The sequence below is a fragment of the Acidimicrobiia bacterium genome (genome assembly GCA_018057765.1).
Lineage (GTDB): Bacteria > Actinomycetota > Acidimicrobiia > IMCC26256 > JAGPDB01 > JAGPDB01.
Window position 1 is genome coordinate 118,477 of record JAGPDB010000002.1, and the last position, 22,688, is coordinate 141,164.

21 protein-coding genes and 4 tRNA genes are annotated in these 22,688 nt (G+C 35.9%); 13 read left to right on the plus strand and 12 right to left on the minus strand.

Annotated features, from left to right (window positions below):
• Positions 1 to 243 precede the first annotated feature (243 nt).
• Positions 244 to 317 (plus strand) — tRNA-Arg (locus tag KBF89_01940).
• Positions 318 to 409: 92 nt separating this feature from the next.
• Positions 410 to 1,825: a hypothetical protein gene (locus KBF89_01945; protein MBP9115089.1), complete on the plus strand. Its 1,416-nt coding sequence runs from the start codon at positions 410 to 412 to the stop codon at positions 1,823 to 1,825.
• A 21-nt stretch (positions 1,826 to 1,846) separates the two neighbouring features.
• Here KBF89_01945 and KBF89_01950 read toward each other — a convergent pair whose 3' ends face one another.
• Positions 1,847 to 2,650: an ATP-binding cassette domain-containing protein gene (locus KBF89_01950; GenBank protein MBP9115090.1), complete on the minus strand. Its 804-nt coding sequence runs from the start codon at positions 2,648 to 2,650 to the stop codon at positions 1,847 to 1,849.
• Positions 2,651 to 2,711: 61 nt separating this feature from the next.
• On the opposite strand from KBF89_01950, the gene KBF89_01955 reads away from it, so the two are divergent.
• On the plus strand, positions 2,712 to 3,044 hold the full coding sequence (locus KBF89_01955; GenBank protein ID MBP9115091.1) for an RNHCP domain-containing protein: 333 nt from the start codon (positions 2,712 to 2,714) through the stop codon (positions 3,042 to 3,044).
• Between the two features lie 13 nt (positions 3,045 to 3,057).
• The gene (locus tag KBF89_01960) at positions 3,058 to 4,770 is read left to right on the plus strand and encodes an NAD(P)-binding domain-containing protein (GenBank protein MBP9115092.1); all 1,713 of its coding nucleotides are present in this window, start codon (positions 3,058 to 3,060) and stop codon (positions 4,768 to 4,770) included.
• A gap of 81 nt (positions 4,771 to 4,851) precedes the next feature.
• Here the strand turns inward: KBF89_01960 and KBF89_01965 are convergent, their stop codons facing one another.
• A complete protein-coding gene (locus KBF89_01965; GenBank protein MBP9115093.1) occupies positions 4,852 to 6,561 on the minus strand; it encodes a hypothetical protein in 1,710 nt (569 codons plus the stop codon).
• Positions 6,562 to 6,882: 321 nt separating this feature from the next.
• On the opposite strand from KBF89_01965, the gene typA reads away from it, so the two are divergent.
• Positions 6,883 to 8,844, plus strand: a complete 1,962-nt coding sequence (gene typA / locus KBF89_01970) for a translational GTPase TypA (protein ID MBP9115094.1) — start codon at positions 6,883 to 6,885, stop codon at positions 8,842 to 8,844.
• A 46-nt stretch (positions 8,845 to 8,890) separates the two neighbouring features.
• On the opposite strand, the gene KBF89_01975 is transcribed toward typA, so the two are convergent.
• From KBF89_01975 to KBF89_01990, 4 genes are all read right to left on the minus strand, one after another.
• On the minus strand, positions 8,891 to 10,810 hold the full coding sequence (locus KBF89_01975) for a hypothetical protein (protein ID MBP9115095.1): 1,920 nt from the start codon (positions 10,808 to 10,810) through the stop codon (positions 8,891 to 8,893).
• Positions 10,811 to 10,908: 98 nt separating this feature from the next.
• Positions 10,909 to 12,042, minus strand: coding sequence for a peptidoglycan DD-metalloendopeptidase family protein (locus KBF89_01980; GenBank protein MBP9115096.1), 1,134 nt, complete (start codon positions 12,040 to 12,042; stop codon positions 10,909 to 10,911).
• Positions 12,043 to 12,112: 70 nt separating this feature from the next.
• Complete coding sequence (locus KBF89_01985; GenBank protein ID MBP9115097.1) at positions 12,113 to 13,036, minus strand: MaoC family dehydratase N-terminal domain-containing protein; 924 nt, start codon at positions 13,034 to 13,036, stop codon at positions 12,113 to 12,115.
• A gap of 2 nt (positions 13,037 to 13,038) precedes the next feature.
• Positions 13,039 to 13,221, minus strand: coding sequence for a hypothetical protein (locus tag KBF89_01990; protein ID MBP9115098.1), 183 nt, complete (start codon positions 13,219 to 13,221; stop codon positions 13,039 to 13,041).
• A 41-nt stretch (positions 13,222 to 13,262) separates the two neighbouring features.
• On the opposite strand from KBF89_01990, the gene KBF89_01995 reads away from it, so the two are divergent.
• Positions 13,263 to 13,715 carry a transcriptional repressor gene (locus tag KBF89_01995; protein MBP9115099.1) on the plus strand — a complete coding sequence of 151 codons (453 nt, stop codon included), beginning with the start codon at positions 13,263 to 13,265 and terminating at the stop codon, positions 13,713 to 13,715.
• A 2-nt stretch (positions 13,716 to 13,717) separates the two neighbouring features.
• Here the strand turns inward: KBF89_01995 and KBF89_02000 are convergent, their stop codons facing one another.
• Genes KBF89_02000 through KBF89_02010 form a run of 3 tightly spaced genes read right to left on the minus strand, consistent with a single transcriptional unit; the run spans position 13,718 to position 15,717 of the window.
• Entirely contained in the window at positions 13,718 to 14,431 is a 714-nt protein-coding gene (locus tag KBF89_02000) for a TlpA family protein disulfide reductase (GenBank protein ID MBP9115100.1), read from the minus strand.
• Complete coding sequence (locus KBF89_02005; GenBank protein MBP9115101.1) at positions 14,424 to 15,119, minus strand: TlpA family protein disulfide reductase; 696 nt, start codon at positions 15,117 to 15,119, stop codon at positions 14,424 to 14,426. Before KBF89_02005 ends, KBF89_02000 begins: the two co-directional genes overlap by 8 nt.
• The gene (locus KBF89_02010) at positions 15,112 to 15,717 is read right to left on the minus strand and encodes a disulfide bond formation protein B (protein ID MBP9115102.1); all 606 of its coding nucleotides are present in this window, start codon (positions 15,715 to 15,717) and stop codon (positions 15,112 to 15,114) included. Before KBF89_02010 ends, KBF89_02005 begins: the two co-directional genes overlap by 8 nt.
• A gap of 57 nt (positions 15,718 to 15,774) precedes the next feature.
• Between KBF89_02010 and KBF89_02015 the strand changes: the two genes are divergently transcribed.
• Complete coding sequence (locus KBF89_02015; GenBank protein MBP9115103.1) at positions 15,775 to 16,836, plus strand: hypothetical protein; 1,062 nt, start codon at positions 15,775 to 15,777, stop codon at positions 16,834 to 16,836.
• Here the strand turns inward: KBF89_02015 and KBF89_02020 are convergent.
• Complete coding sequence (locus KBF89_02020) at positions 16,822 to 17,568, minus strand: zinc ABC transporter substrate-binding protein (protein ID MBP9115104.1); 747 nt, start codon at positions 17,566 to 17,568, stop codon at positions 16,822 to 16,824. The two genes, KBF89_02015 and KBF89_02020, sit on opposite strands and share 15 nt — an antisense overlap.
• Before the next feature lie 200 nt (positions 17,569 to 17,768).
• Here KBF89_02020 and KBF89_02025 point away from each other — a divergent pair, with 200 nt between their 5' ends.
• Together KBF89_02025 and KBF89_02030 are read left to right on the plus strand one after the other, a co-directional pair.
• The gene (locus KBF89_02025; GenBank protein MBP9115105.1) at positions 17,769 to 18,557 is read left to right on the plus strand and encodes an ABC transporter ATP-binding protein; all 789 of its coding nucleotides are present in this window, start codon (positions 17,769 to 17,771) and stop codon (positions 18,555 to 18,557) included.
• Between the two features lie 41 nt (positions 18,558 to 18,598).
• Positions 18,599 to 19,393: a metal ABC transporter permease gene (locus KBF89_02030; protein ID MBP9115106.1), complete on the plus strand. Its 795-nt coding sequence runs from the start codon at positions 18,599 to 18,601 to the stop codon at positions 19,391 to 19,393.
• A gap of 1 nt (position 19,394) precedes the next feature.
• On the opposite strand, the gene csrA is transcribed toward KBF89_02030, so the two are convergent.
• Together csrA and fliW are read right to left on the minus strand one after the other, a co-directional pair.
• Positions 19,395 to 19,646 (minus strand): carbon storage regulator CsrA, encoded by a 252-nt coding sequence (gene csrA / locus KBF89_02035; protein ID MBP9115107.1) that lies wholly within the window; start codon positions 19,644 to 19,646, stop codon positions 19,395 to 19,397.
• A gap of 180 nt (positions 19,647 to 19,826) precedes the next feature.
• Positions 19,827 to 20,243, minus strand: coding sequence for a flagellar assembly protein FliW (gene fliW / locus KBF89_02040; GenBank protein ID MBP9115108.1), 417 nt, complete (start codon positions 20,241 to 20,243; stop codon positions 19,827 to 19,829).
• A 230-nt stretch (positions 20,244 to 20,473) separates the two neighbouring features.
• Here fliW and KBF89_02045 point away from each other — a divergent pair.
• From KBF89_02045 to KBF89_02060, 4 genes are all read left to right on the plus strand, one after another.
• Positions 20,474 to 20,546: transfer RNA gene (locus tag KBF89_02045), tRNA-Lys, on the plus strand.
• A 171-nt stretch (positions 20,547 to 20,717) separates the two neighbouring features.
• A complete protein-coding gene (locus tag KBF89_02050; GenBank protein MBP9115109.1) occupies positions 20,718 to 22,235 on the plus strand; it encodes a hypothetical protein in 1,518 nt (505 codons plus the stop codon).
• Between the two features lie 186 nt (positions 22,236 to 22,421).
• Positions 22,422 to 22,494: transfer RNA gene (locus KBF89_02055), tRNA-Glu, on the plus strand.
• Between the two features lie 71 nt (positions 22,495 to 22,565).
• Positions 22,566 to 22,640, plus strand: a tRNA-Asp gene (locus KBF89_02060).
• The last annotated feature ends 48 nt before the right edge of the window (positions 22,641 to 22,688 follow it).

The window sequence follows — 22,688 nt, forward strand, 5'->3', positions numbered from 1 at the left end:
AAGACACTTATTAATAGTACAGAGCGCTAACAGAAAGCACACAAAAGTAAATAGAAATTACATTAGAGTGGATCAGAGGGTCGGGACTCAAAAAGAATAAAACAATAACACGCGCTCGTAGCTCAGTGACCGAAGTCTCCAGTGGAGACTGAGGAACATGCTTATTACTACACAACCCACCTGTGCAAAGATTTGTCCCATTAAACTAGTAATATAAAATTGAGCTAAACTAAATCTATTAACGCGCTCGTAGCTCAGTGGATTAGAGCATCTGACTTCGGATCAGAGGGTCGGGGGTTCGAATCCCTCCGGGCGCACACACCGATACCACACACCAGACATACACACCTACCTACAGAGATATAGTGCTTTTGACCATATTTCTCCCATATAGTATAATAATTACATTATGATACCTACTCTATTACGACCACAAATCAACTATCCTTCTATGCTCAGAAAGATTTTACAAAACCCTGAGAAACTGGAAAAGTTAATCAATAGAAGCACAAAAGATGTTCTTTTTACATATAATGAGAGTCTTTTAGATGAGCTAAAACAATTAAGCGACCAAGAACTTGCTAGTTACTTTCAAAATGTTAATGTAGCGTATTTAGCTGACAATTTAAGTTTTTCAAATGAAATGTTACCACTCGCTAAAGCAATCATAAATAGAACCTTCAATTTAAAAATTGAACTTCTTTCTCAAGCACTTGAAAATACAGACTTGAAGGAGTTTGTAAATCAGACAGCCAAGCTAAGACTTTCCGATATAGCAGGAAGTGAATATTGGAAAGTGCAGAGAGTTCTTCTTAAAACTTTTGCAGATAAACTCCTTGAACAAACTTCGACTCAGTTATCAAAAGAATTGCGAGAAACAAATGTTAATGAACTACTAGCTTATTTCAAAACTATAGAGATCGATATAGTTGAACCGTTACTTAGGCGAATATCTAAACTTCGCGATGGTGAACTTGTTGATGCTGTGCAGAATACAGATTTAGCTGCCATCGATAATGAACAGAAAGTTTCAAATATAAGAATCGCGAAAAATTTAACTGAACTTAGTTCTTCTGACTTTGCAGTGACGTTGCAAGCGACAAATATAGACAAATATTTACAAAAGCTAAGAAGTTACGGAGAGCCCGAACTTGCAAATGCAATGGCCACAAAATTGCTTGACTTGGGTTCATTCGATCTAGGTGTAGCAGCTAGTACTACAAACTATGTTGAACTATATAAGATTCTAAATCGTATAAATCAAAAGTTTGGTGAAAAATCTATTCAAAATCTACTTGAACTAAAAACTAAAGATTTTTTTAAGACTGCATGCCACACTCAATTTGATAGTTTCGCTGATATAGTTAGTACAGATACACTAATAGAGATTGGCAAGAAACTTACTGAACTAGACCCAGCAAAATCTGTTCGTGCATTTGAATTTACAAAATTAGAGGTATTTATTAATGCAATAATCACTGGTGATCGTAGTATGGACAATGTTGCAAAAGACCTCTTAATAAAGATGGCACTCATAGAAGCAAGCTCTTATCTTGTTGCTACTAAAAATTCAGATACAAAACATCTAGGTAAAATCGCAACAGGATTAGGCTTATTCAAGGCAGCTGCTGTACACAATAGCGCTGACGAAGATATGATGGAAAGATCTTCAAGAACTTTGAAAGAATTTGATGATACACAAGGTATTTTGTTAAGAAGCATAAGAGGGCTAGAAGCGAACAAGCCAGTAGGTACTGTCTTGCGAACATTAGGTATCGATACCCTGCATATACCTTTTTTTACAGGTGGCCCTCATGCTCGGTAACAATTGAGTCCAAATATTTAATCACCAAGTTGAATCAGGTGTCTTAGCGCGAGCATTCCAACGTCGCAAACGATAATCAATTTCTATAGGATAGTTAAAACATTCTGAAACATTGTCACTTGTAAGTATCTTTTTTGCAACACCAGAATATAAAATTGATCCATCTTTAATAAGCATTGCATGCGTAGTTGTTTCGGGGAGTTCTTCAAAATGATGAGTAACCATAACTGTAGTTAAATCAGGTTGAAGCTTGTGCATAGAATCGACCGATGAGAGAAAACTTTCACGCGCTGACACATCTAGGCCAGTAGATGGCTCATCGAAAAGCAGAAGTTTAGGATTAGTCAAAAGCGAGCGCGCTATTAGAGTACGAGCTTTTTCACCTTGAGATAATGTTGGCCAAATAGAATATTTATGACTCATCAGCCCTAATACTTCAATTAAGTAATCGGCTCTTTCTAACAATTTCGCATCTGGGATCCAACGCAACATCAATTCTCTTGTACCCGTTGCACCTGTAAGAACAACTTCTAAAACACTAAGCGGAGATATAGGGGCGTGTTTAGGATCTACGTGACCAATCGATTCTCGAAGCTCTCTAATATCAACACGGCCAAGTCGATGGCCAAGAACATGGATGGTTCCATTCGATTGGTGTATTAACGCACCACATAAATTCAATATTGTACTTTTCCCGGCACCATTTGGCCCTATAAGTGCCCAGTGCTCACCAGTGTGAATAGAAAGGTCAATATTTGAAAGTATTTTATTTGATGCTCTCACATAGTTGACAGATTCAAACCGTAATACTTCCATATCATCCATCATTAACTTCACTTTCTTTACTGAGCACTTAAGAAGATCTTCGAACTATTATATTAATAATATGTCTGAGAAATTTCAACGCAATGTAGAGAACTTCATCTGTGAGAACTGTACCAAACAAGTCACCGGCAACGGTTACACTAACCATTGCCCAAATTGTCTTTATTCAAAACATGTCGATGAGAATCCTGGCGATCGCAAAATGTTAGATAAGTGTGGTGGATTGATGGAGCCAATCGATGTTTTTATAAAAAATGATAGATACCAAATAAAACAAAAATGTTCGAAGTGTAGTTTTGAGATGACCGTACGAGTGCAAGATGATGACAATGTGTCGGATTTTATTGATAAGCTCAAAGAAACAAAACCCTTTGAATTTCCCATTAAAGAATAGAAAACTAAAACTTATGTATGATTTGATAATAATTGGAGCTAACTCATCTGGAATTTCCCATGCTATAAAATCTGCTAAAGCAGGTGTTAGATCTATTCGTCTGATTACACAAAGGACTGAGGTTGTTTATCCAGAACTAATTCAAGATTTAGATATAGATGTTAGCTATAAAGAAAAAGCTGAAAGTATAAAAAAAAATAATGATACTAGCTACGAAGTTACTACCAATAAGCAAAAGTATCAAACACGTTGTGTGATAATTGCCCCTAGCAATAACCTTATCGATTTCAATTTCCCAGAGGGTATTAGCACAAGCGAAAGAGTGTTACTCAATCAATATCCTCCTGAAATGGAAAATAAAGATATTCTCATAGTTGGAAATGATGACTTTGCTGTCGAAGCTTCAACAAAAGTTATAAAACAGGGAGCAAATGTTGTTTTAGCATTAAATAATTTTAATCCTAATAATATTTCCTATGCATCAAATCAAATGATTTGCAAACTTGAACAACAAAGAAAATTAACAGTTCTATATAATTCCGTTCCAAAAAGAATAGAACTTATAGACGGCTATCCGATGACATTCTTTGATGATCGCCGCACTCCTGACTTAGAATTTGATTATGTCGCTTATTCTTCTACAGTACTGAACAATAAATCATATGTAGAAATAGAACCCGGAATAGAAAATAGTGATGCAATAATATTTACTGGCGATTTAAATCCTAAAGAAATAGAAAACCGTCTAACAAAAATATTTCCAGAAATTAAATATGATGATAAGAAATTAGAAAAAACAAACAATCTAGATGGCGTTAAAGAACAACTTCGCCAACAACACTATAACGCTACTATTACTTATTTTGAACCAACACATAGTGACCTGTGGGTTCTTAGAGTCTCGCCAGATAATGGTGATGTTTCACATGCGCCTGGTCAATATGCATCATTAGGTTTAGGGTATTTTGAAGATCGTATTGATGACGCGACCGACCCGGCTCTTGAGAGCAAGTGGGATAAATTGGTTCGTCGTTCATATTCAATATCTAGCAAAATTTTTGACGAAAATAATTATCTGACAAATGATACTGGCACAAAAGAACTCGAATTTTATATAGTTTTAGTACCGCCAATTGATGGTAAAATACCGGGGTTGACGCCAAGGCTTGCATTAAAAAAACCTGGTGATCGAATTTACCTTGGACCAAAAGTAGCTGGTCGATATACGCTTGCTCCTGTGACAAACCTTGATAACACTTGTTTATTTTTATCGACAGGAACTGGCGAGGCACCACATAATGCAATGATTGTGGACTTACTTCGTAAAGGCCATAATGGCCAGATAGTATCATTGGTTTCTGTACGAAATACAAAAGATTTAGGTTATTTACAAAAGCATCGAGAATTAGAGAAACGCTATCCAAACTATAGTTATATAGCTTTGCCGACACGCGAAAAAGACATCCCGAAAAGATATATACAAGATCTAATTCGAGACAGAATACTAGAAAGTGATTATTCTATTAATTTAGATCCCGAAAATTCACATGTGTTCTTGTGTGGTAATCCTTCAATGATTGGGCTTCCAGTGAAAGACGAAGAAAGTGGCAATCTAGTTTTCGATAAAGACAAAACACAAGGTGTAATAGAACTATTAATAGAACGCGGATTCAAACTCGATGAACGAAAAAACCTAGGCAATATTCACGTCGAAGAATACTGGTAAATTGTTGCGAAAGTTTAAGTGCGAAGGTTTTACTTTTTCGCTAAATCATCTACAGAATACATAAACAGTTTTACAAATGAATTACACACTACCGATCAGTCCCCCAAGTGCTGGTGCTATATCAGGAGCTTCCAGACTCGAATTCGCTATTGCAAATGAGGTGGTGACTACAAGGTCTGTTTTCTCGATTTCATCAGCTCCTATGCCAACAAAAAATCGTTGTAGAAAACCATCAAACCATTTTATACCCGTAGTTGAAACCGGAACATTAGAATCCTGAGATCTAAGCACTGCAAGGGAATCTTTATGACACATACCTGCGAGTCGTGCAATTTCATCTGCTGCTTCGCCTTTAAATTCTGCACAACCAACAACCGCATCTGCACCAGGATTATCGCCATGAAAAATTGGAGCTGTCGGGTTAGTGAATATCCGAGCTGAACAATAATTATTATTGTTTCGGTGATCACCAATTGCTTCAGCTATCCTTTGCATGTTGGAGCGATCAAATATTTTACCTATATATTCTTGCGGTATCTTTTCATATTCAGTTATTAGATCATTAATTACTCTATTGACTGCATATTCCGCAACGGTAGCTTTCGCAGCCCCCTCACTATAAGCTTTGACCAAAAATTGATCAGACTTATCAAGTACAGCCAACCAACGCTCAAGTGAAATTTTCTCGATACCTCGATACCTAACTTCATCATGAATAGGAAGCCTGTTTTCTATGGCAGCAAGTATTTTTTTGACAGTAGGAACGTTAATATCATTTTCTTCAAAGAAATTGGGTTTCTCTTCAACGAGGCTAGCCCATTTTAATAAAGTATCTAAATCATCAATTTTAACAGGGTCTTTACCTTTAACCACATTGTCTTTTAGATATTTAATGTGTTTTTTTATGGAATCTATAAAGAATACGGTTACAAACGGTACTGCATTAGCAATTTTAAGCTCGTTATATATCCCCACCAATCTATCTGGGTCATTAATGTTAGAAACCAGTTCATACGCTAGTTCTGGAGACCACTGATCATAGCTATTTGCAAGGATCATTGTCTTAGCAACCCATTTATCGAATTTAGCATCAAATACAATTTTATCTTCTGGATTTTTTGGAGATTTATATTTAGTTGCGCTTAAACATAGATGAGGAGATTTCGTTTCGAGTACTTCTAGAACAAATGGTCGTTCTTCATTAGATACATATACATCAATATTTTTAAATCTATTCAATTGCGCAACATCGTGATCATATAACCTAGGAATAAGATTCGCAGAAAATTCACAAACTGTTCGTGATACTAGTTTTTTTATAACATCAGACAATTCGTCACTAGTGTATCCACCTAGTGCTGTGTAACATGCAAGCTCTACTTCGTGTTGTTTGTATTCTTCGTCGCCAAGCGGTTTTTTAGCATTTTTAGATCTCATTAGAGATTCAACAACATAGGGGTCAGATATTACACCACTAGCTAATAATATAAAGTAGGAATTTAAAGATCTTCTTTGTTTTAATAAATCTAAAAATTTAGCTTGTTCCTTCGCAGTCAATTTGGCATCATTAAGTTTTAAATCTAATTTATGTAAGCGTCTTGCTGTTGGCGATGAAAAGAGTACAGTTCTGGGATAAATTAATGAGCTGATAGTAGCTTCTGAGGGGTTTTCACCCTTATGAAAAAATTTACCATCTTTATCTCGTAGAGAAAAAAAAGTAGATATTACTTTATCAAATATACCCTTCCTCCACACTAGTAATTCACGGTATGCTCCATCAACATTCGACATCCCTATCCCCTTTAAAACATTTTAATCATTTGTACTATTAGTCTACTAGTAAATACTTTCGGAAATCTAATCTCGATATTAACAAAGAAGGATCTACCTTTAAAATGCCCTTGCTGGCACAGTCACTTTATGGCCAACAGTTACTACAAGACTACCTCGAAAAGACCGCAACTAATACGTATAGGATAATACAAATTAAAAATATCACTATTTCTAAACACTTGTTAGCGATACGATACGAACAAATCACCCAATTCGTGAGAATATATAAGGCTAAGAAAATTCGTTATAGAACGCAAAAAGAAAAAGAGTCATAAAAACATGTCATCAGAAGAAATTACCGACCAACAACACGTAGAACATACTGGAGATCACGATGGAGCAAATACTGTACCCGTTGAAGGCATTCGTAATGTTGCCATTATTGCCCACGTTGACCATGGTAAAACAACATTGGTAGATACAATGCTTCGTCAAACAGGTTCACTGACGCGCTCAAATGAACAAACTGAACGAGTTATGGACTCAGGAGAACTCGAGCAAGAAAAAGGTATAACAATCCTTGCAAAAAATACTGCAGTTAGATGGAAGAATACAAAAATTAATATTGTTGACACACCTGGTCACGCTGACTTCGGTGGAGAAGTTGAACGAGCTTTACAAATGGTTGACTCCGCTGTCCTTTTAGTAGATGCTGCTGAAGGCCCATTACCACAAACTCGTTTCGTATTGCGCAAAGCGTTAGCTTTAAATTTGCCGCTAGTAGTAATTATCAATAAAGTCGATCGTCCAGACGCGCGTATTGCTGAAGTAATTGATGAAGTATACGAAATGCTTTTTGATATAGGTGCAGAAGATTCACATATAGATTTTCCTATTGTATATGCAGCAGCAAAAGATGGTTGGGCAACGCTTGAAGCTCCAGAAGGCATTAAGAACGAGCACATCCATAATGAAGATCCAAAAGTATCTTCACATCACGGACGACCAGATAATGTAAACGAACTATTAGACCTTTTAGTTGACTACATGCCGGCACCAAAACATACTCCTGGCCACGCGCTACAAGCACATGTAACAAACTTAGGTGCATCACCTTTCGTCGGACGTTTAGCAATTTGTCGAATAATTAATGGAACAATCAAAAAGGGTCAAACTGTTGCTTGGATGAAAACTGACGGTAGTGTTGCAAAAGCTAAAGTAACAAACCTTTATGTCACAGAATCCAACGAACGTGCAGAAGTTGACGAAGCTGGTCCTGGTGAACTTGTAGCTGTAGCTGGTATATCAGAAGTTACAATTGGTGAAACACTTGCCGACCCTGAAAATCCAGAAGCTATGCCATTAATAACTGTCGACGAACCAGCGTTAGCAATGACTATTGGTATTAATACTTCACCTTTAGCTGGAAAAGAAGGCGACAAACTTACAGCTAGCCAAGTTAGACAAAGACTTGAACAAGAACTCGTTGGTAATGTTGCACTTCGCATGTTCCCTACCGAACGTCCAGACGCATGGGAAGTTCATGCGCGTGGTGAATTGCAACTTGCAGTTTTAGTTGAACAAATGAGACGCGAAGGTTTCGAACTAACTGTTGGAAAACCGATTGTATTGACAAAGGAAGAAAATGGTAAAAAACTTGAACCTACTGAACGTGTGACTATTGATACGCCAGACGAATTCGTTGGTGCAATAACTCAACTTCTAGCTTCTCGCAAAGGTCGAATGGAAAATATTGTTACCCATGGTACTGGTTGGTCACGACTTGACTATATTGTACCTGCACGTGGCTTGATAGGTTTTAAAACTGATTTCATGACAGAGACTCGTGGCAGTGGTGTTATTCATCATACTGCTGAAGGATGGGAAGAATGGGCAGGAGAAATCCGTGCGCGTGATCGTGGTTCTATTGTTTCTGACCGTCAAGGTCAAACAACTGGTTATGCGATTGTACTTGTACAAGAACGAGCAACATTATTTGTAGCTCCTGGTGAAGTTGCCTACTTAGGGATGATCGTCGGAGAGAATTCTCGCAACGAAGATATGGACGTAAATATTGTTAGAGAAAAAGCTCTAACAAATATGCGCGCATCTGGGTCTGACCATTCAATCAAAGTTACACCTCCTAAATTATTTACTTTAGAAGGTGCTTTAGAATTTATTGCTGATGATGAATGTGTGGAAGTTACACCAAAATCAATACGAATGAGAAAGTCTGTATTAGATGCAGCCTCACGAGCTCGCAGTGCAAAGCAGAAGAAAACCGCAGCAGGTGCTAGCTAATTACTAGTTAACGATCAACACCAGCAGACGCTAATTAATAGTATTCCTATATGGTAAGAACAGGTTGTTGTCTTGCTAATTCTTTGTTATTTGCTACTTTAGGTGAGTCCCAACTATCTGGTTTTGGAAGCAATTCTGGCCTATTAACACCTTGTTTAACTTCATCAACTGGTTTACCTATTTGTGGATCAAGAGCATCTACTTCAGCATTTCTTTCCATAGCTTCAAGCAAAAGTTCCAATGGACTTACCACAGCGTCAGATTTGGCACCTTGTTTTGCTAATTCGTTTGAAACAATACTTAGTGCTTTAGCAATTTTTTTCCCAAAGTGAGTGAATGCATAGACTTCAAGAAAACCATTCCCTAATTTCTTTCCAAGGCAACCATACTTCACCATATTAATCCGGTCCACATCAGTTCCATTTTTGAATAAATATTTAATTAACTCCCTATTAACTTTTCTATTTTTAGCGAGACGTTGACCAAATTCAGCAATAACTTTCGTGATACCACGATCATTGCCGTATGTTATTCCTTGTGCTTCCCATTCAGGTGGAACCATCCCAGGAATTTTACTATTTGGATGTTTCTCAAGATATGCATTGCACTCAGATTCAATACGATCAATAATTTCTTTTGTAAATTCAAATGCAATTCTTGCTCTTAATCCTTCGTGTTTTTTGCCTTTACCTTCAATCCAGTCACCTTCACCATAGAGAAATGCTGCAGAACCTATTTTGTTAGCAGATGTAGATCTTTTATAATCCCCGGAACCATCTGAATACTTATCTGCTAATGCAGTAACTACTAATGGCAGATTTTCTTTATCAAAAAATGCTAATGCAATTTCTTCTGGAGATAACTCTTGTAATATCGAGTCACGTCTTTCCGGCGATGAAAAAGCCATTTGACCCACTGTGCCATGGATAGCCATCACAACAGCTAGATGACCTCTAGTAAAAGCATATCCCATTGTTGTATCGGGGAATTCTATTAATCGTTTATTCACACCTCGATAGAATTCTTCTTGTCCTTCAATATTTAGTGATTCTAAAATATTACTTGCTTGTTTTAACTTTTTATAAGCACCCTGCTTATCATGTAAGCCATCTATACGTTCACGAAATTGTAAAACTTCTTTAGCCAAAGATTCCCCAATTTTTATGTCACAAAGATCTCCGACTTGCTCACGCACAGCAATATAGTGTTTTCTCATCTCACTCCATGATCTATTACCATCAGAGTTATTTAGAGTTTTTGCAAGATTTGGAGCTAACAGTTCTGGTGTAAGAAATTCTGGTTTTACGAAGGTTTTGAGAAGTTCTATTATTCTTTGCAATCCAACGATATGTCTATCCTGCATTAAAGCAATAATCACAGAATCAAGGTTTTGATTTTCCTGTAGTGAATATTTTGCATCATTATTTAATATTAAAGGTGAGAGTTCTCCATGTAGTTCTATTACAATATCTTTCATCAAAACATCGAAGTAACTTCCATTAAGTCTTTTCAATAGTTCACATTGTGCTTCAAATGAGCGCACAATAGTCCTAGATATTTCAGAAAAATCATTTGGGACAAATGCTTCTGATCGAAATCTCCTTGCAAAAAAAAGTTGAATACCTATACTCTGACGGCCAGGAAAAAAAGCTGCTACACGTTTAGTTTTATCTCCAATACCAATATGTCTATGGTTGCGATCAGTCAATATTCCAAGATCAGCTTCATCGGGTTCTGAATTATCATATAGAAATGGCCGAATCTCATCATCACTATGTGATACATGACGAAAAAGTTTAAGATCGATCAAAGTTACATCGCGAAAACCGCCATTTGGATAAATATCATCACGTACAAAATAGCCAGGATCATGATCTAAAAGACTAGTGTTATTTTTCCAAGCCCTTTGAGACGGCTCATCTGTAAAATAAACTACAGGTTTAGTAACTACAATTTTTCTCGCCATTTCGACTCCATTCGATCTTTTATGAAATACTAGGACACCAGGACAATTCTTGGCAACTTTCAGAATTTATAAATACGAATATTACTTGAATAACTAAATTAACAAAGACTAGAAATAGTAGGATATGGCTTTAGTTTTGCATAGCTACTGCTCCAAATTTCAAAATGAGTATGCGTTGGTCCACCTGCGGCATTACCTGAATTACCTGTATGGCCAATAACTTCGCCCACGCTTACTTGCCGTGGTGGGCCTACAGTATCAGAGAGATGTGCATAATAATAAGAAATTCCATTATTGGCCTGAACAATCGCTGCTGTTCCACCAAAACCGCCACTTTGAAAATACACTCGACCAGAAGCCATTGCAACATTGGGCGTACCACGTGCATTAAATAAATCTATACCTTTATGGCCACGCCCGCCACTTCGCGAATCTCCCCAGTCGTTTGAAAATGCTAAGGCTCCAGCAATTGGACAAACCAACTTTTGGCCACCTGGATTTATAATTGTGCCCGATGATTCGATACTTTTAGCAGATTTTTTTGCAGCAGCCAAAGCAGCTGATGCCGCCAGTTTTTTATCACTTGCAATTTTTAATTCTATAGTTTTTCTTGCTTTAACAGCATCTGCGAGTTTGGTATCTAATTCTTTTTTCTGAGCATTCAATATACCTAAAGTTTTTTTTGCATCATCTTGAAGTGCCACCAATTCTTTTTGCTGAACAGCTAGATCTTCTTTTAATGCAACAAATTGTGAGATTTGTGTATCATCAACTTGAGCGACAGTATCTAATAGTTGTGCTTTTCGCGTTTTCTTAATTACCTCTTTATATTCATCTATATCTGCTTTATCGCTAGAACCTATATAAGCATTAATAGCTCTAGTGGCGACCTTGTCTTTAACAAACCCTAAAGAACTTTCAGTTTGTTCTAATTGACCAGTAACTTCGTTTACCTTATCGTTAACTTTGGCTAAATTAGCATTTGCTTCTTGGTATTTTGCGGAAGCGACACTTGCTTCTTTACTGGCCTTATCATAAACAGATTGAGCTTGAGCTAAAGGGTCGATTTTTCTAGGAGATGAACTCTGGTTTGCAAATGCATTTGTTTGAGTAGCTAATAAAGTGCTTATAAGAATCAAATTGATAATAAAAGCTTTTAGCGATATCGAGCTTTTCTTATTTTGGAAATAAGATTTTTGGGGCGATTTATAACCGTTAAGGGTTTCTAACATAAGAATAATAAATGCTAGCAGAAGTTTACAAAAAATACGACAATTACATCGCTAGTTTACATAGCCCCAGCTAGAAGCACTTTTCTAATCTGATTTGGGCTAAGCCATTAGTGAGGATATCTAAATTATCACTAGTACGTATTGTTTTAAAATAATGCGAAAATCCATCATCCAACATTTTATTGTCGCTTTGATTTGTTGGGTGAAAAAGTGACGTCTCAATCTCGTCACCCGGACGCAATGGATTAGAAAAACGCAATGACATACTTGCAAGCTTTGTTGGATCATTATCACAATGTAACGCAATTATCGATGAACTTACATTTGCCATAGTACAAAGACCATGAATTATGATTCCACCTAAGCCAACTGATTTAGCAAATTCTTCATCTATATGTATTGGCATACGATCTCCAGAAGCATCAGAATAACGATAGGTTTGGTCTAAATCCATTTTAGTTTTGCTTTTCCCAATAAGTGCTTTAGGATCATTGACAGTAATTACATTTTTGTAGTCTGCAATGTCGAGATTTGTATCACACTTATTGCCGATAAAATTATTTTCAAAATCGCCACCATGAACTCCGCGAAAAAACATGGTGAAATATTGCTCGAGTACCAATTCGTCATTTTCAAGATCTGTACTCTGTGTACTAATTACAAGAGTTGTACCTGAATCTTTAACTGAAATTGATTCTGCACGTGCACGAGACTTAAGCGTTATTCCACTTTTTAATGGCTTGTGCCAAATCATATTTTGTTCACCGTGAACTACAGAAAAGAAATGTTCAGGCGGTACAACTGTATTTAGAGTTGCAAAAACAATTTCCCAAACTGGAACAACACCGTAGATTGGAGGCATATATGTGCCGTCCAAATGAAGTTCTATCTTATCGTTTGTTGCTTTCGCATAAGCAATCCCTTTTTCTGAATCTAAAAAGAATTCGCTAGGCTCACTATATACACCGAGTTGATTAGAGTTAAAACCAGTCATAGTTAATCTTGTTTATCAACATCAAGGGAATGAAATTCATTCTCTATTTCTGACATTTCAACTTCTAATCTTTCAATCGTTGAAAACGAATCATTTACTAAAGATTGTTGATGAGTAGTATTTTGTCCATTATTTTGGGGCTCATCATTTTCTAAATTTTGGTCATTATCTATATTTTCTTCCATACATTAAGGTTATCAATTATTTGATCACTAAGCTTATAACTGTGAATTATTTTGATAATGAATTTGAATCTCATGCGACAAGCGCACTTAAGCAGATAGATTCCAGGTTGACACAAACACGCATTTCTATACTTTCACTCCTTAAAAAGAACTCTCAACCTATGACCGTTGTAGATATTTCTAAAATCCATCCAGAAATAGCTCAATCCTCTTTATATAGAAATCTCATACTTTTAGAAGAAGCTGGCTTAATTAAAAGATTTGTGACAGGTAATGAATTTGCTTATTATGAACTTTCTGATGAATTACTAGGCCACCACCACCACTTAAGATGCGCTCATTGTGGTGAAGTATTAGATATCGAGTTAACCAAAGAAGTAGAAGCTGCTCTAATCAAACTAGAAAAAGCATTATCTAAAAAATATTTTTATATAAATATTGACCATCATTTAGATTTCGTTGGTAGATGTAAAAAATGTATAAAGAAAATTTAACTTTATGAAATGATTTTAAAATTATCTAATATTATTTTCTGAGTTTGCTCACCCGATGTACGAGCTGCAATACTTCCATCAGCATTGACATATATTGCGAAAGGATAACCGCTTACTCCTAGAACTTCACCCAGTTGGGAAGATTCGTTATCGGCGAAACTTTTCCAGGGCCAATTTTCTTTTTCTAGCCATTTAGAGGGAGGAAAATTTGGTCTTGTCTTGTCCGTACTCGTAGCTACTGCATATACTTCTATATTTTTTGGAATCTTATTTTCGTTATTTAACCCAACAAATACAGGGATTTCACGTTGACAATGTGGACACCAATGAGCCACAAAAAGTATCACATAGGGTTTACCTGTAGGACCAAGCGTGATTGAATCACCATTAAATTGTTGAGCAATTATTGTGGGGATTGTTTTTCCAAGTTCTGGATCATTACCACTAGCTGGCAATGTAGCCAATTTATCTGGACCTTCTATTCCAGATGTTAAACTCTTTGACTTTTCTGTTTTAACAGACATCGATATTTCTATCGAACCATCTTGGCTGACTTTATCAGACTCTTGCTTTACTTTTGTAGTTTTTGTTTTATTTACAACATCTTTACCATTTGAATCTTCTGAAGAGGAGGCCAATAATAATGTACCTATAATTGCTACAATAAAGAATACGACTAGCCCTATAGTTAAGGTAAGTTTCGTACTTTTAACCATTCGACGAAGCCGACTTTGATATTGCTTGGGCATTGGTGATGATAGTTTCCTCAGTTTGCTCACCGCTTGTACGTGCTTGAATAGTTCCATCAGCATTCACGTAGACCACATATGGGAAACCTGGACTACCCATTGTAGCGACTAGCGTGCCTGCCTGATCATCTGCAACTTTTGTCCATGGCCATTCTTCTCGTGACAACCATTTAGAAGGAGGAAAATTATCTCTAGTGGTATCAGTACCTGTTGCAATTGCATATACTTCTATATTTTTTGGAATTTTATTTTCGTTATTTAATCGAACGAATAATGGTATTTCACGTTGACAATGAATACACCAATGAGCCACAAAAGCAAGAACATAAGGTTTTTTACCTGGAGCAATAGTTACATCTTTATCTTGGAAATCTTTAGCAGTAATTGTTGGAACTATCTTTCCGATTTCAGTATCAGCAGAGCCTTCTTTGGGTACAGGTTCTAGCTTATCTGGGCCGGTTTTAGAGTTAACTGTTGAAGCCACTATTGATACTGTTGAAGATACTTCTATCTTTCCTGATTTTCCTACAGGTTTCTTATTTGAAATAACCGTAATGGAAACAACAGCGATCATTGCAATAATAACTAATGATATTGCGATTGGAAAAACTTTTGATTTTTGTTGATTTGGCATTTTATATGGGGGCTTAGCCATTTTTAATTTCCTTCTTTTCTTTTGTTAAATACAATATTACTAGAACTGTAATAAAAGCTGTTAACGACATACCAGCTATTGTTAATAATCCTTGCGAATATTCTCCTATTTTAATAAAACCAATAGATTCAAACCATGTATCTGTACATCTAGCATTAATATTGCAAGAAGTTGCCTCTAAGTTTGGGAATTTCTCGATAACAACATGATACATTGCGATTATTGCGCCTAAACCTGAAAATATAGCACCAAAGACTCGCATCAATTTATTTGGCCTTAAAAGATTCAGCATCATAAAGAAGGCCAAAGGATACATAAATGCTCTTTGAATCCAACATAATTTACAAGGTGTCCAATTTAAATATTCAGAAAAATACAAGGAAAATGCCATGGCAGTAGTAGGAATTATCCATAATAATATTCTTGAATTAGACTCCAAAATTGAAGTGAACTTAATTTTTAGGTTATTTGAAAATCTAGTAGCTATAAAGATAAGTATAAATAGCCAGCAAAGAACTGTTAATAGTGTCGTTATATTAATTGCAAGACTGGCTTTTAAATCAGATGGCAATGCTGCAGCATTGGATGAAAGTATCATCTTTACATTCTATTGCCGATTAGCTAAAAAGAGTGGAAAGACCTAAATTTATTAATAGTGAAAAAAATTCTAAAGAAAACCCTATTAGTATTAATAGTTGCGCTCTTTACGTTGATTTTAACTCCTAACGGTGCCTTTGCCCATGGAATTGGAGGAGCAAGTGGTTCCAATTCAACATCAAAAGTAATCAAAATTACTCCTAAGACAACTTACTTTTCAGCAATTTCAACCAAAAACGGTCAAGAAATTAAGATAACTAAGACAAGCAAACACACTTTAAGTATTTTGGGTATTGAATCCGAACCGTACATAAAAATATCTAATGATGGTGTTTTTGTAAATACGAAAAGCGGTACTTACCTTATTAATCAATCAACAAACACAAACATTAATCAAGCAGAATTAAATAGCCAATTTGAAAAGAATAATAATAAAGCTGCAGAGCCAAAATATCAGAAGGTTTCAAACCAACAAAGCTATACTTTCCATGATCATCGAATTCATTATATGGGATCAGTTCCTGAAAAAGGTGCCCACCTTGGAACAAACGTTTTACCGATTCGTGTAGGAAATGAAATTTTTAAGGTTAAGGTTTCATTTTCTACAATTGATAAACCTAACTATTTAATTTATCTAATTCCTTTAATTATCATAATAATACTTCTATTTTTTGCTGCTAAATATGAACCCTTTATGTTAGCCATCTCAAAAACTTTTCTTATCTCATCAATCATGATGATACTTTTCATATTAGAACTAATACATATTATTGGATATATGAAGTTTGTTAATAAACCTATTTTAAATTCAGCTACTGAATCACTATACGGAATGATTCTACTTCTATTAATCATATTTACATTCTTGAGAATTTATCTTAATAAAACTAAAGCAAAACTCTTGTACAAAATTTCTCCACTACTTTTAACTATTGGCCTATTTGGATTAATTGTTGATACTTTTGGAGAATACTCCTTTTTCACTTATAGATATCTACCAACTTTGCTGCCAATAACTTACTCTAGAATATCTTTGATATTAATAGGGATATTATCGAGCATTCTTTTCATTTTAGGTTTCAAAAACTTAGGTGAAAAAGCGGATTCAATTACAGCCTAGAGCACTACTTAAAATAGTTAAATTTTCTCGCATAATTGAAATATAATTTTTTTTATCCTTAATATCTTGATTAGTTAGAAATTCAATAGAGTTTATTGATTCAACTTTTCCACCGATTTCATTTGCTAATGTTTTTGAAAGTTTATCTGATGAGAGTTTTTCTGAAAATATTACTTTTACATTTTTACTTTTTGCTAATTCGACTAGTTCGTCAAATCGACTGGGACTAGGCTCACTTTCTGGAGAATATCCGGCGATTGACTCTAGAGTTAAACCATACCTTGTAGCTAAGTAGTCGAATGCGTCATGTGAAGTTATAAATGTTTTTGTTTCACAGTTTAATAAAGTCGAACTATACAGGTTATCAAGTTGATCGAACTTGGTATTAAGTTTAACCAAATTTTTTTCAATGAAATCTTTTTGATTAGGTATTATATCTATTAACTTTGTTGACAAAATTTTTGCTGCTTTTTTCATCAATACTGGATCTAGCCAGAAATGAGGGTCATCGATATTTTTTGTTTCCGTTAATTCATTAAGTATCATTAAATGATGTTTGTTTCTTTTAGCAACTTTTTCTACTGAAGGAGCAAAACCCTTTCCCATGGCTATAACAAAATCTGCATCTTGAATATCTATTGCTAAATCTGGGGACAATTCAAGTTCGTGAGGTTCCGCTCCCACAGGGGTAATATTTGCCGTATCTTTTGATGAACCTAATAGCTCTTGCATTAAGTATTCCAATGGGTAGAAACTCGCTATATATTTCCTACTCGTAGCGCTATGGGTACTACTTGTACACCCAACAGACAGGATACTTATCAATAATATAATAACTAAAACTGTTGTTACTTTTTTCATATTAACTTACCTTGTATTATTTTACTGTGAGAATGGTTCTCATTATATCAATATGTTAGAATTTATATCCAATGGATCAAAACGAAACTAATATTGCAATTGAATGTAAAAATGTTAATTTCGCATACCAAAATACCACCATACTCAACAATATCTCATTCGAAATAGCCGCAAATACACTTTGCGCACTGGTTGGTCCAAATGGTTCAGGAAAATCAACCCTTATAAAATGCATAACAGGGCTCATAGGAAACTATATGGGTGATATCAAAACATTCGGAAATTTAAACAATAAAAATACATATAAAAAATTTGGTTACGTCGAACAACGGCATCAAATATCGCAAGACTTTCCTGTAAGTGTATATGAGATAGTTTCAAGTGCAAGAGTAATATCAAATAGACGATGGTTCAGCTTTAATAATAGCGACAGAGAAGTTATTGAACATGCAATTGAATCAGTGGGACTCAAAGATTTAGCTTACTCATCTTTTCATGAACTTTCAGGTGGCCAACAACAAAGAGTATTAATAGCCAAAGCATTTGCTGGTGAGCCAGAAATATTAATACTTGATGAACCAACTGCCGGAGTTGATGCGACTAGCCAAGAACTATTCAAGGAAGCTCTTTCACATTCAATGAAGGATCACAACGTTACAGTTCTTTTAGTAAGTCACGAACTCAGTGCAGTAAGTGAAATAGTAGATCAAGTATTAGTACTAAAAAACAAGATACTCTATGATGGAAATCCTTCAGGTTTAGAAAAACAAGGCGTGTCTCTTGGACTGCATTTACACGACCTCCCCATCTGGTTAGAAAGAATTGAATCCACAACCACGATAAGCAAAGGCGAATTGTGATTATAGGGCTTAGTTTTATATATCCGTTTGATCGAACCTTCATGGTTTACGCATTGATTACAGCTTCTATTGTTGGTGCATGCGCACCTCTCATAGGAACATTTGTTGTTCAAAGAAGACTGTCACTCGTCGGCGATGGAATGGGCCATGTAGGAGCAGCTGGTGTTGGTATTGCATTATGGTTAAATTTTGCACCTCAACTTGTTGCAATAATTGCAACATTGATAGCCGCTATTGCAATTGAGTGGATATTTCATGCAAGTAAAAACTCAGATACGGCATTAGCACTAATTTTTTACTCAGGTATTGCTGCAAGTATTACATTTGCAGGACAAAATTCTAGACAAAGCCAGCTTCAACAATATTTATTCGGCTCATTACTTAGTGTCTCAAAAAATGATGTAATTATTATTTCAATCGCCTGCATTGTCATTGCGGCTGTCATTTTGTCATTTCGTAAAGTACTTTTTTCAATATCTATAGATGAGCATTCAGCAAGCATTGCAGGAATTAATACTCATATACTTCATATTCTATTAATGATATGTGTTGCACTTTTAGTATCGATTTCAATGACAATTACTGGCCTGCTTTTAATATCAGCAGTTATGGTCGTACCTGTCATGAGCGCGAGGAGCATATCTAAAACCTTTAGCGCAACATTTTTTCGTTCGAGTATATTTGGTATATTTGGTTCAGTATTAGGTCTCGCAATAGCACGTATATTAAATTCGCCACCAAGTGGGGCAATCGTATTATGCCACATTGGAATCTACATTTTAATAAATATTATAAAAAAGCTTTTATTAGCAAAGAAAAATCTATCAATAAACTAGATTAAATTTTTGTATCTTCACGCTCTGACATAGACGATTTTGAAGCATTAATCTCATGCGAAATATTATCAGGAGCTGCTGCCTCAACATTTGAATCATGAAGTTGCTTATATACTTCTTCACGATGAACGGTTACATTTCGAGGCGCAGTTATACCAATTCGTACCTGATCTCCGCGTACTTCTAATACAGTGACAACAACATCATCACCGATGATAATACTTTGGTTTGCTCGACGGGTAAGAACCAACATTCCAATGGCCTTTCGAATTATTATGTAAAAAACCTCATGTTTTTCACTATCCTAATGTTAGGCGAAATGTTATGCAAGCATACGGATGCTGATGTCACTAAAAATGATAAATTATTGTTATTGAACACTTTGTCTAAATTAAATACTTAAATTGTAGGAATTACAATTTAAGAATTACTACTATGCGTATAGTGGTGTCCAGCCTATGTGAGGCGATTTTGGTAATACAGACTGCATAGCAAAACGGGTTTTAATATTTATAATGATTGCACTGTGTAAATGTACAAGTGCATTCTCCAGATAGTCATCTATATCTTTATTTTCTTTTGGTTCGAGTTTCACAACACTCAACGCAAAAGCTTCTAATGGTGATGAGATTCTTAAACGACTTGCAACAGCATCATCAATATCTAATTCTAAATCAGGACGAACATTTTTCGGAGGAATCATGACAAAATGTGGACCAACAGATTTTAATAGCCATAGGCCGCGAGGTATTTGTTCTAATTGCATTGCACGAATCCAGCCAAAACCAGGTATACCTTTTTCAAAGCGAACTATACCTTCGCTTATTGTCTCAGTATCAAAAATAACCATAACTCTCCCTTTGAGATTCATCTCCAATATTTATATCGGTCAACTTTCATGAGATCTGATCATATTTTTTCTAATTTAAAAAAAAATGATTTTTATTCGCAATATCAACGTTTAATCGCACTGTTCAGATACTTTCTCATGTAAATAATCAGCAAAATTGCAATAAATGAATGAATTTGAGCTAGATTTATCACTCGCGATTATTGAACTAATAATTCAATATGACGGTTGGGCCGATAGCTCAGTTGGTAGAGCAGCAGACTTTTAATCTGTTGGTCGTGGGTTCGAGCCCCACTCGGCCTACTCAATCGTTTCGTATTCTTTCAAAGTTATATTTAAATTAGCTAATATGCAAAGCTATATACAATGTTGTGCTTTATTCGCAATAAAAAATTTTAAAAAGGTCATATTACCTATAAAGTTATTTAATGTCACCCCCGATAAGAATATTAAGATAACTTTTTAGGAGTCCACATGAAAAAATTAAAAATATTAGGTTCAACAGTTCTTGTTGCAACATTAGCCATAATGCTACAAATAGGAACCATAGGAGCAGCAAATGCTGATAGTGCCGCGAACCTACACTTAAGCTATCAAGATTTGTCATTCACTCAAGGTGGACTACAAATAGAAGTATGTAATAGTTCGAGTAGTACAGATAATTTAACTCAGCTAGGACTATCACTTGATTTAACAAATTGGACACTTGATGACACTTTTGTATCTCCAGGAATGATGGGTACAACAGCTACAACACCTGGAACATTTGATAAAGATACTTTGACATGGGATGGCGTTAATGAACCAGGTCAGTGTATCCAACTACTTTTGACTGGCCATTCTACAGCTGCTGTTGGACAACAAGGAGAAATTACAGCAAATATCATCTCAAGTAAGACAACAGGTGATGTAGATAATACAGGAACAATAAATGAACCTACCCATGTATATCCACCGTTCACAATAGTAAATACACCTGATATGAAAATTGAAACACGCGTTAAAGATCCAGGAGAGATTACTGCTGAAAGCCTTGTAACATATCAAACTACAGTTAGCAATATTGGTGACGCTCCTTATGTAGATAATGGATTTTTTCTCATGGCATTTGTTATACCAAACGATGCAACGGTTGATTTAGATACTGCTGTAACAGATAGCGATACTTCAGATGCACTAGTTGTTAATAACCCTTGTTTTTCACCAGGAACTGTTGGAAGCATGGGATTCGAAGGCTTAAGCGCATATACAGGAACAGTAATCGTCTGTGGGCTTTCTGCACCAGATGGTCTACCAACAGGTGGTAGCTATCCAATTGACATCAATTTAACTGCAGGCCCTACATTTGCAGCTGGTAACGCTGAAGTAATAGCAATTCTTGAAGGAAACGATACAGATACTCTGACTTTGTTTAAAGCACTTGCACAAGGTACTGATCCTCTTGCATCTGGAAGTAATAATACTGTACACCTATCTTATAATCCAGATTCACTACGTGCAACAGTGGCACACTGTCCTGGACAAGGAGAAATAACTACCGATGGAACAGGATGTTTTAGAGTTACATTTAACAAATTGATCTATGCATCAAGTTTCAAAGCAAGCAGTTTAGATCTTGGTGGAATAGGAACTGTTTCTAGCTTGGAACAACTCGACGATTACAACTGGGAAGTAAAAATAATCGGAATTGCCCCCGGACAAACTTTAACTTTACAAATTAGTGAAAACAGCATTCAAGATCTCTCAGCAATTTTGAGCGATACACACGTTTTAGGAGAGAATGTAATCCGATATTTACAAGATGCGCCAGTAACAGCACCTGTAGATTCACCTTTAGGAACTGTAAATGGTTCTACTAACGGTTCTACATCAGCTAATGGAACTCTAGCTAAAACTGGTATTGAATCAAGCGACTATACAACTGCCTGTCTAATACTATTTATAGGATTATCACTAGCATTTGTGTCAAGACGCAAAAAGGTTATTGTCTAAGTTAATAACTAAATTTTCAAGCCGGGGTTAAGGCTCCGGCTTTTTTGTGCCTATATTTAGTCATTTTGTGTGCACCATGGATCAAGTTTACAGACATTTCCCAATCTCAATTATGGAGATTCAGCAACAAACTGCTAGAGTGTACTCTCTTGTATGTATGAGAATCATTCTTTTACTTACAACTAGGCCCCCATCGTCTAGCGGCCTAGGACGCTGCCCTTTCACGGCAGTAACACGGGTTCAAATCCCGTTGGGGGTGCGCATAGCACTAAGCTGTGCAATCAATTATTAATTGTGGCTTGCTACAATAAATATTTGAAAACACTAATTGGTCCCGTGGTGAAGTCTGGAGTTCACGCCGCCCTGTCAAGGCGGAGGTCGCGAGTTCAAATCTCGTCGGGACCGCTTCACATACTAAAAAGGTAGGCTTCTACTACCCGAAGAGTATGTGTG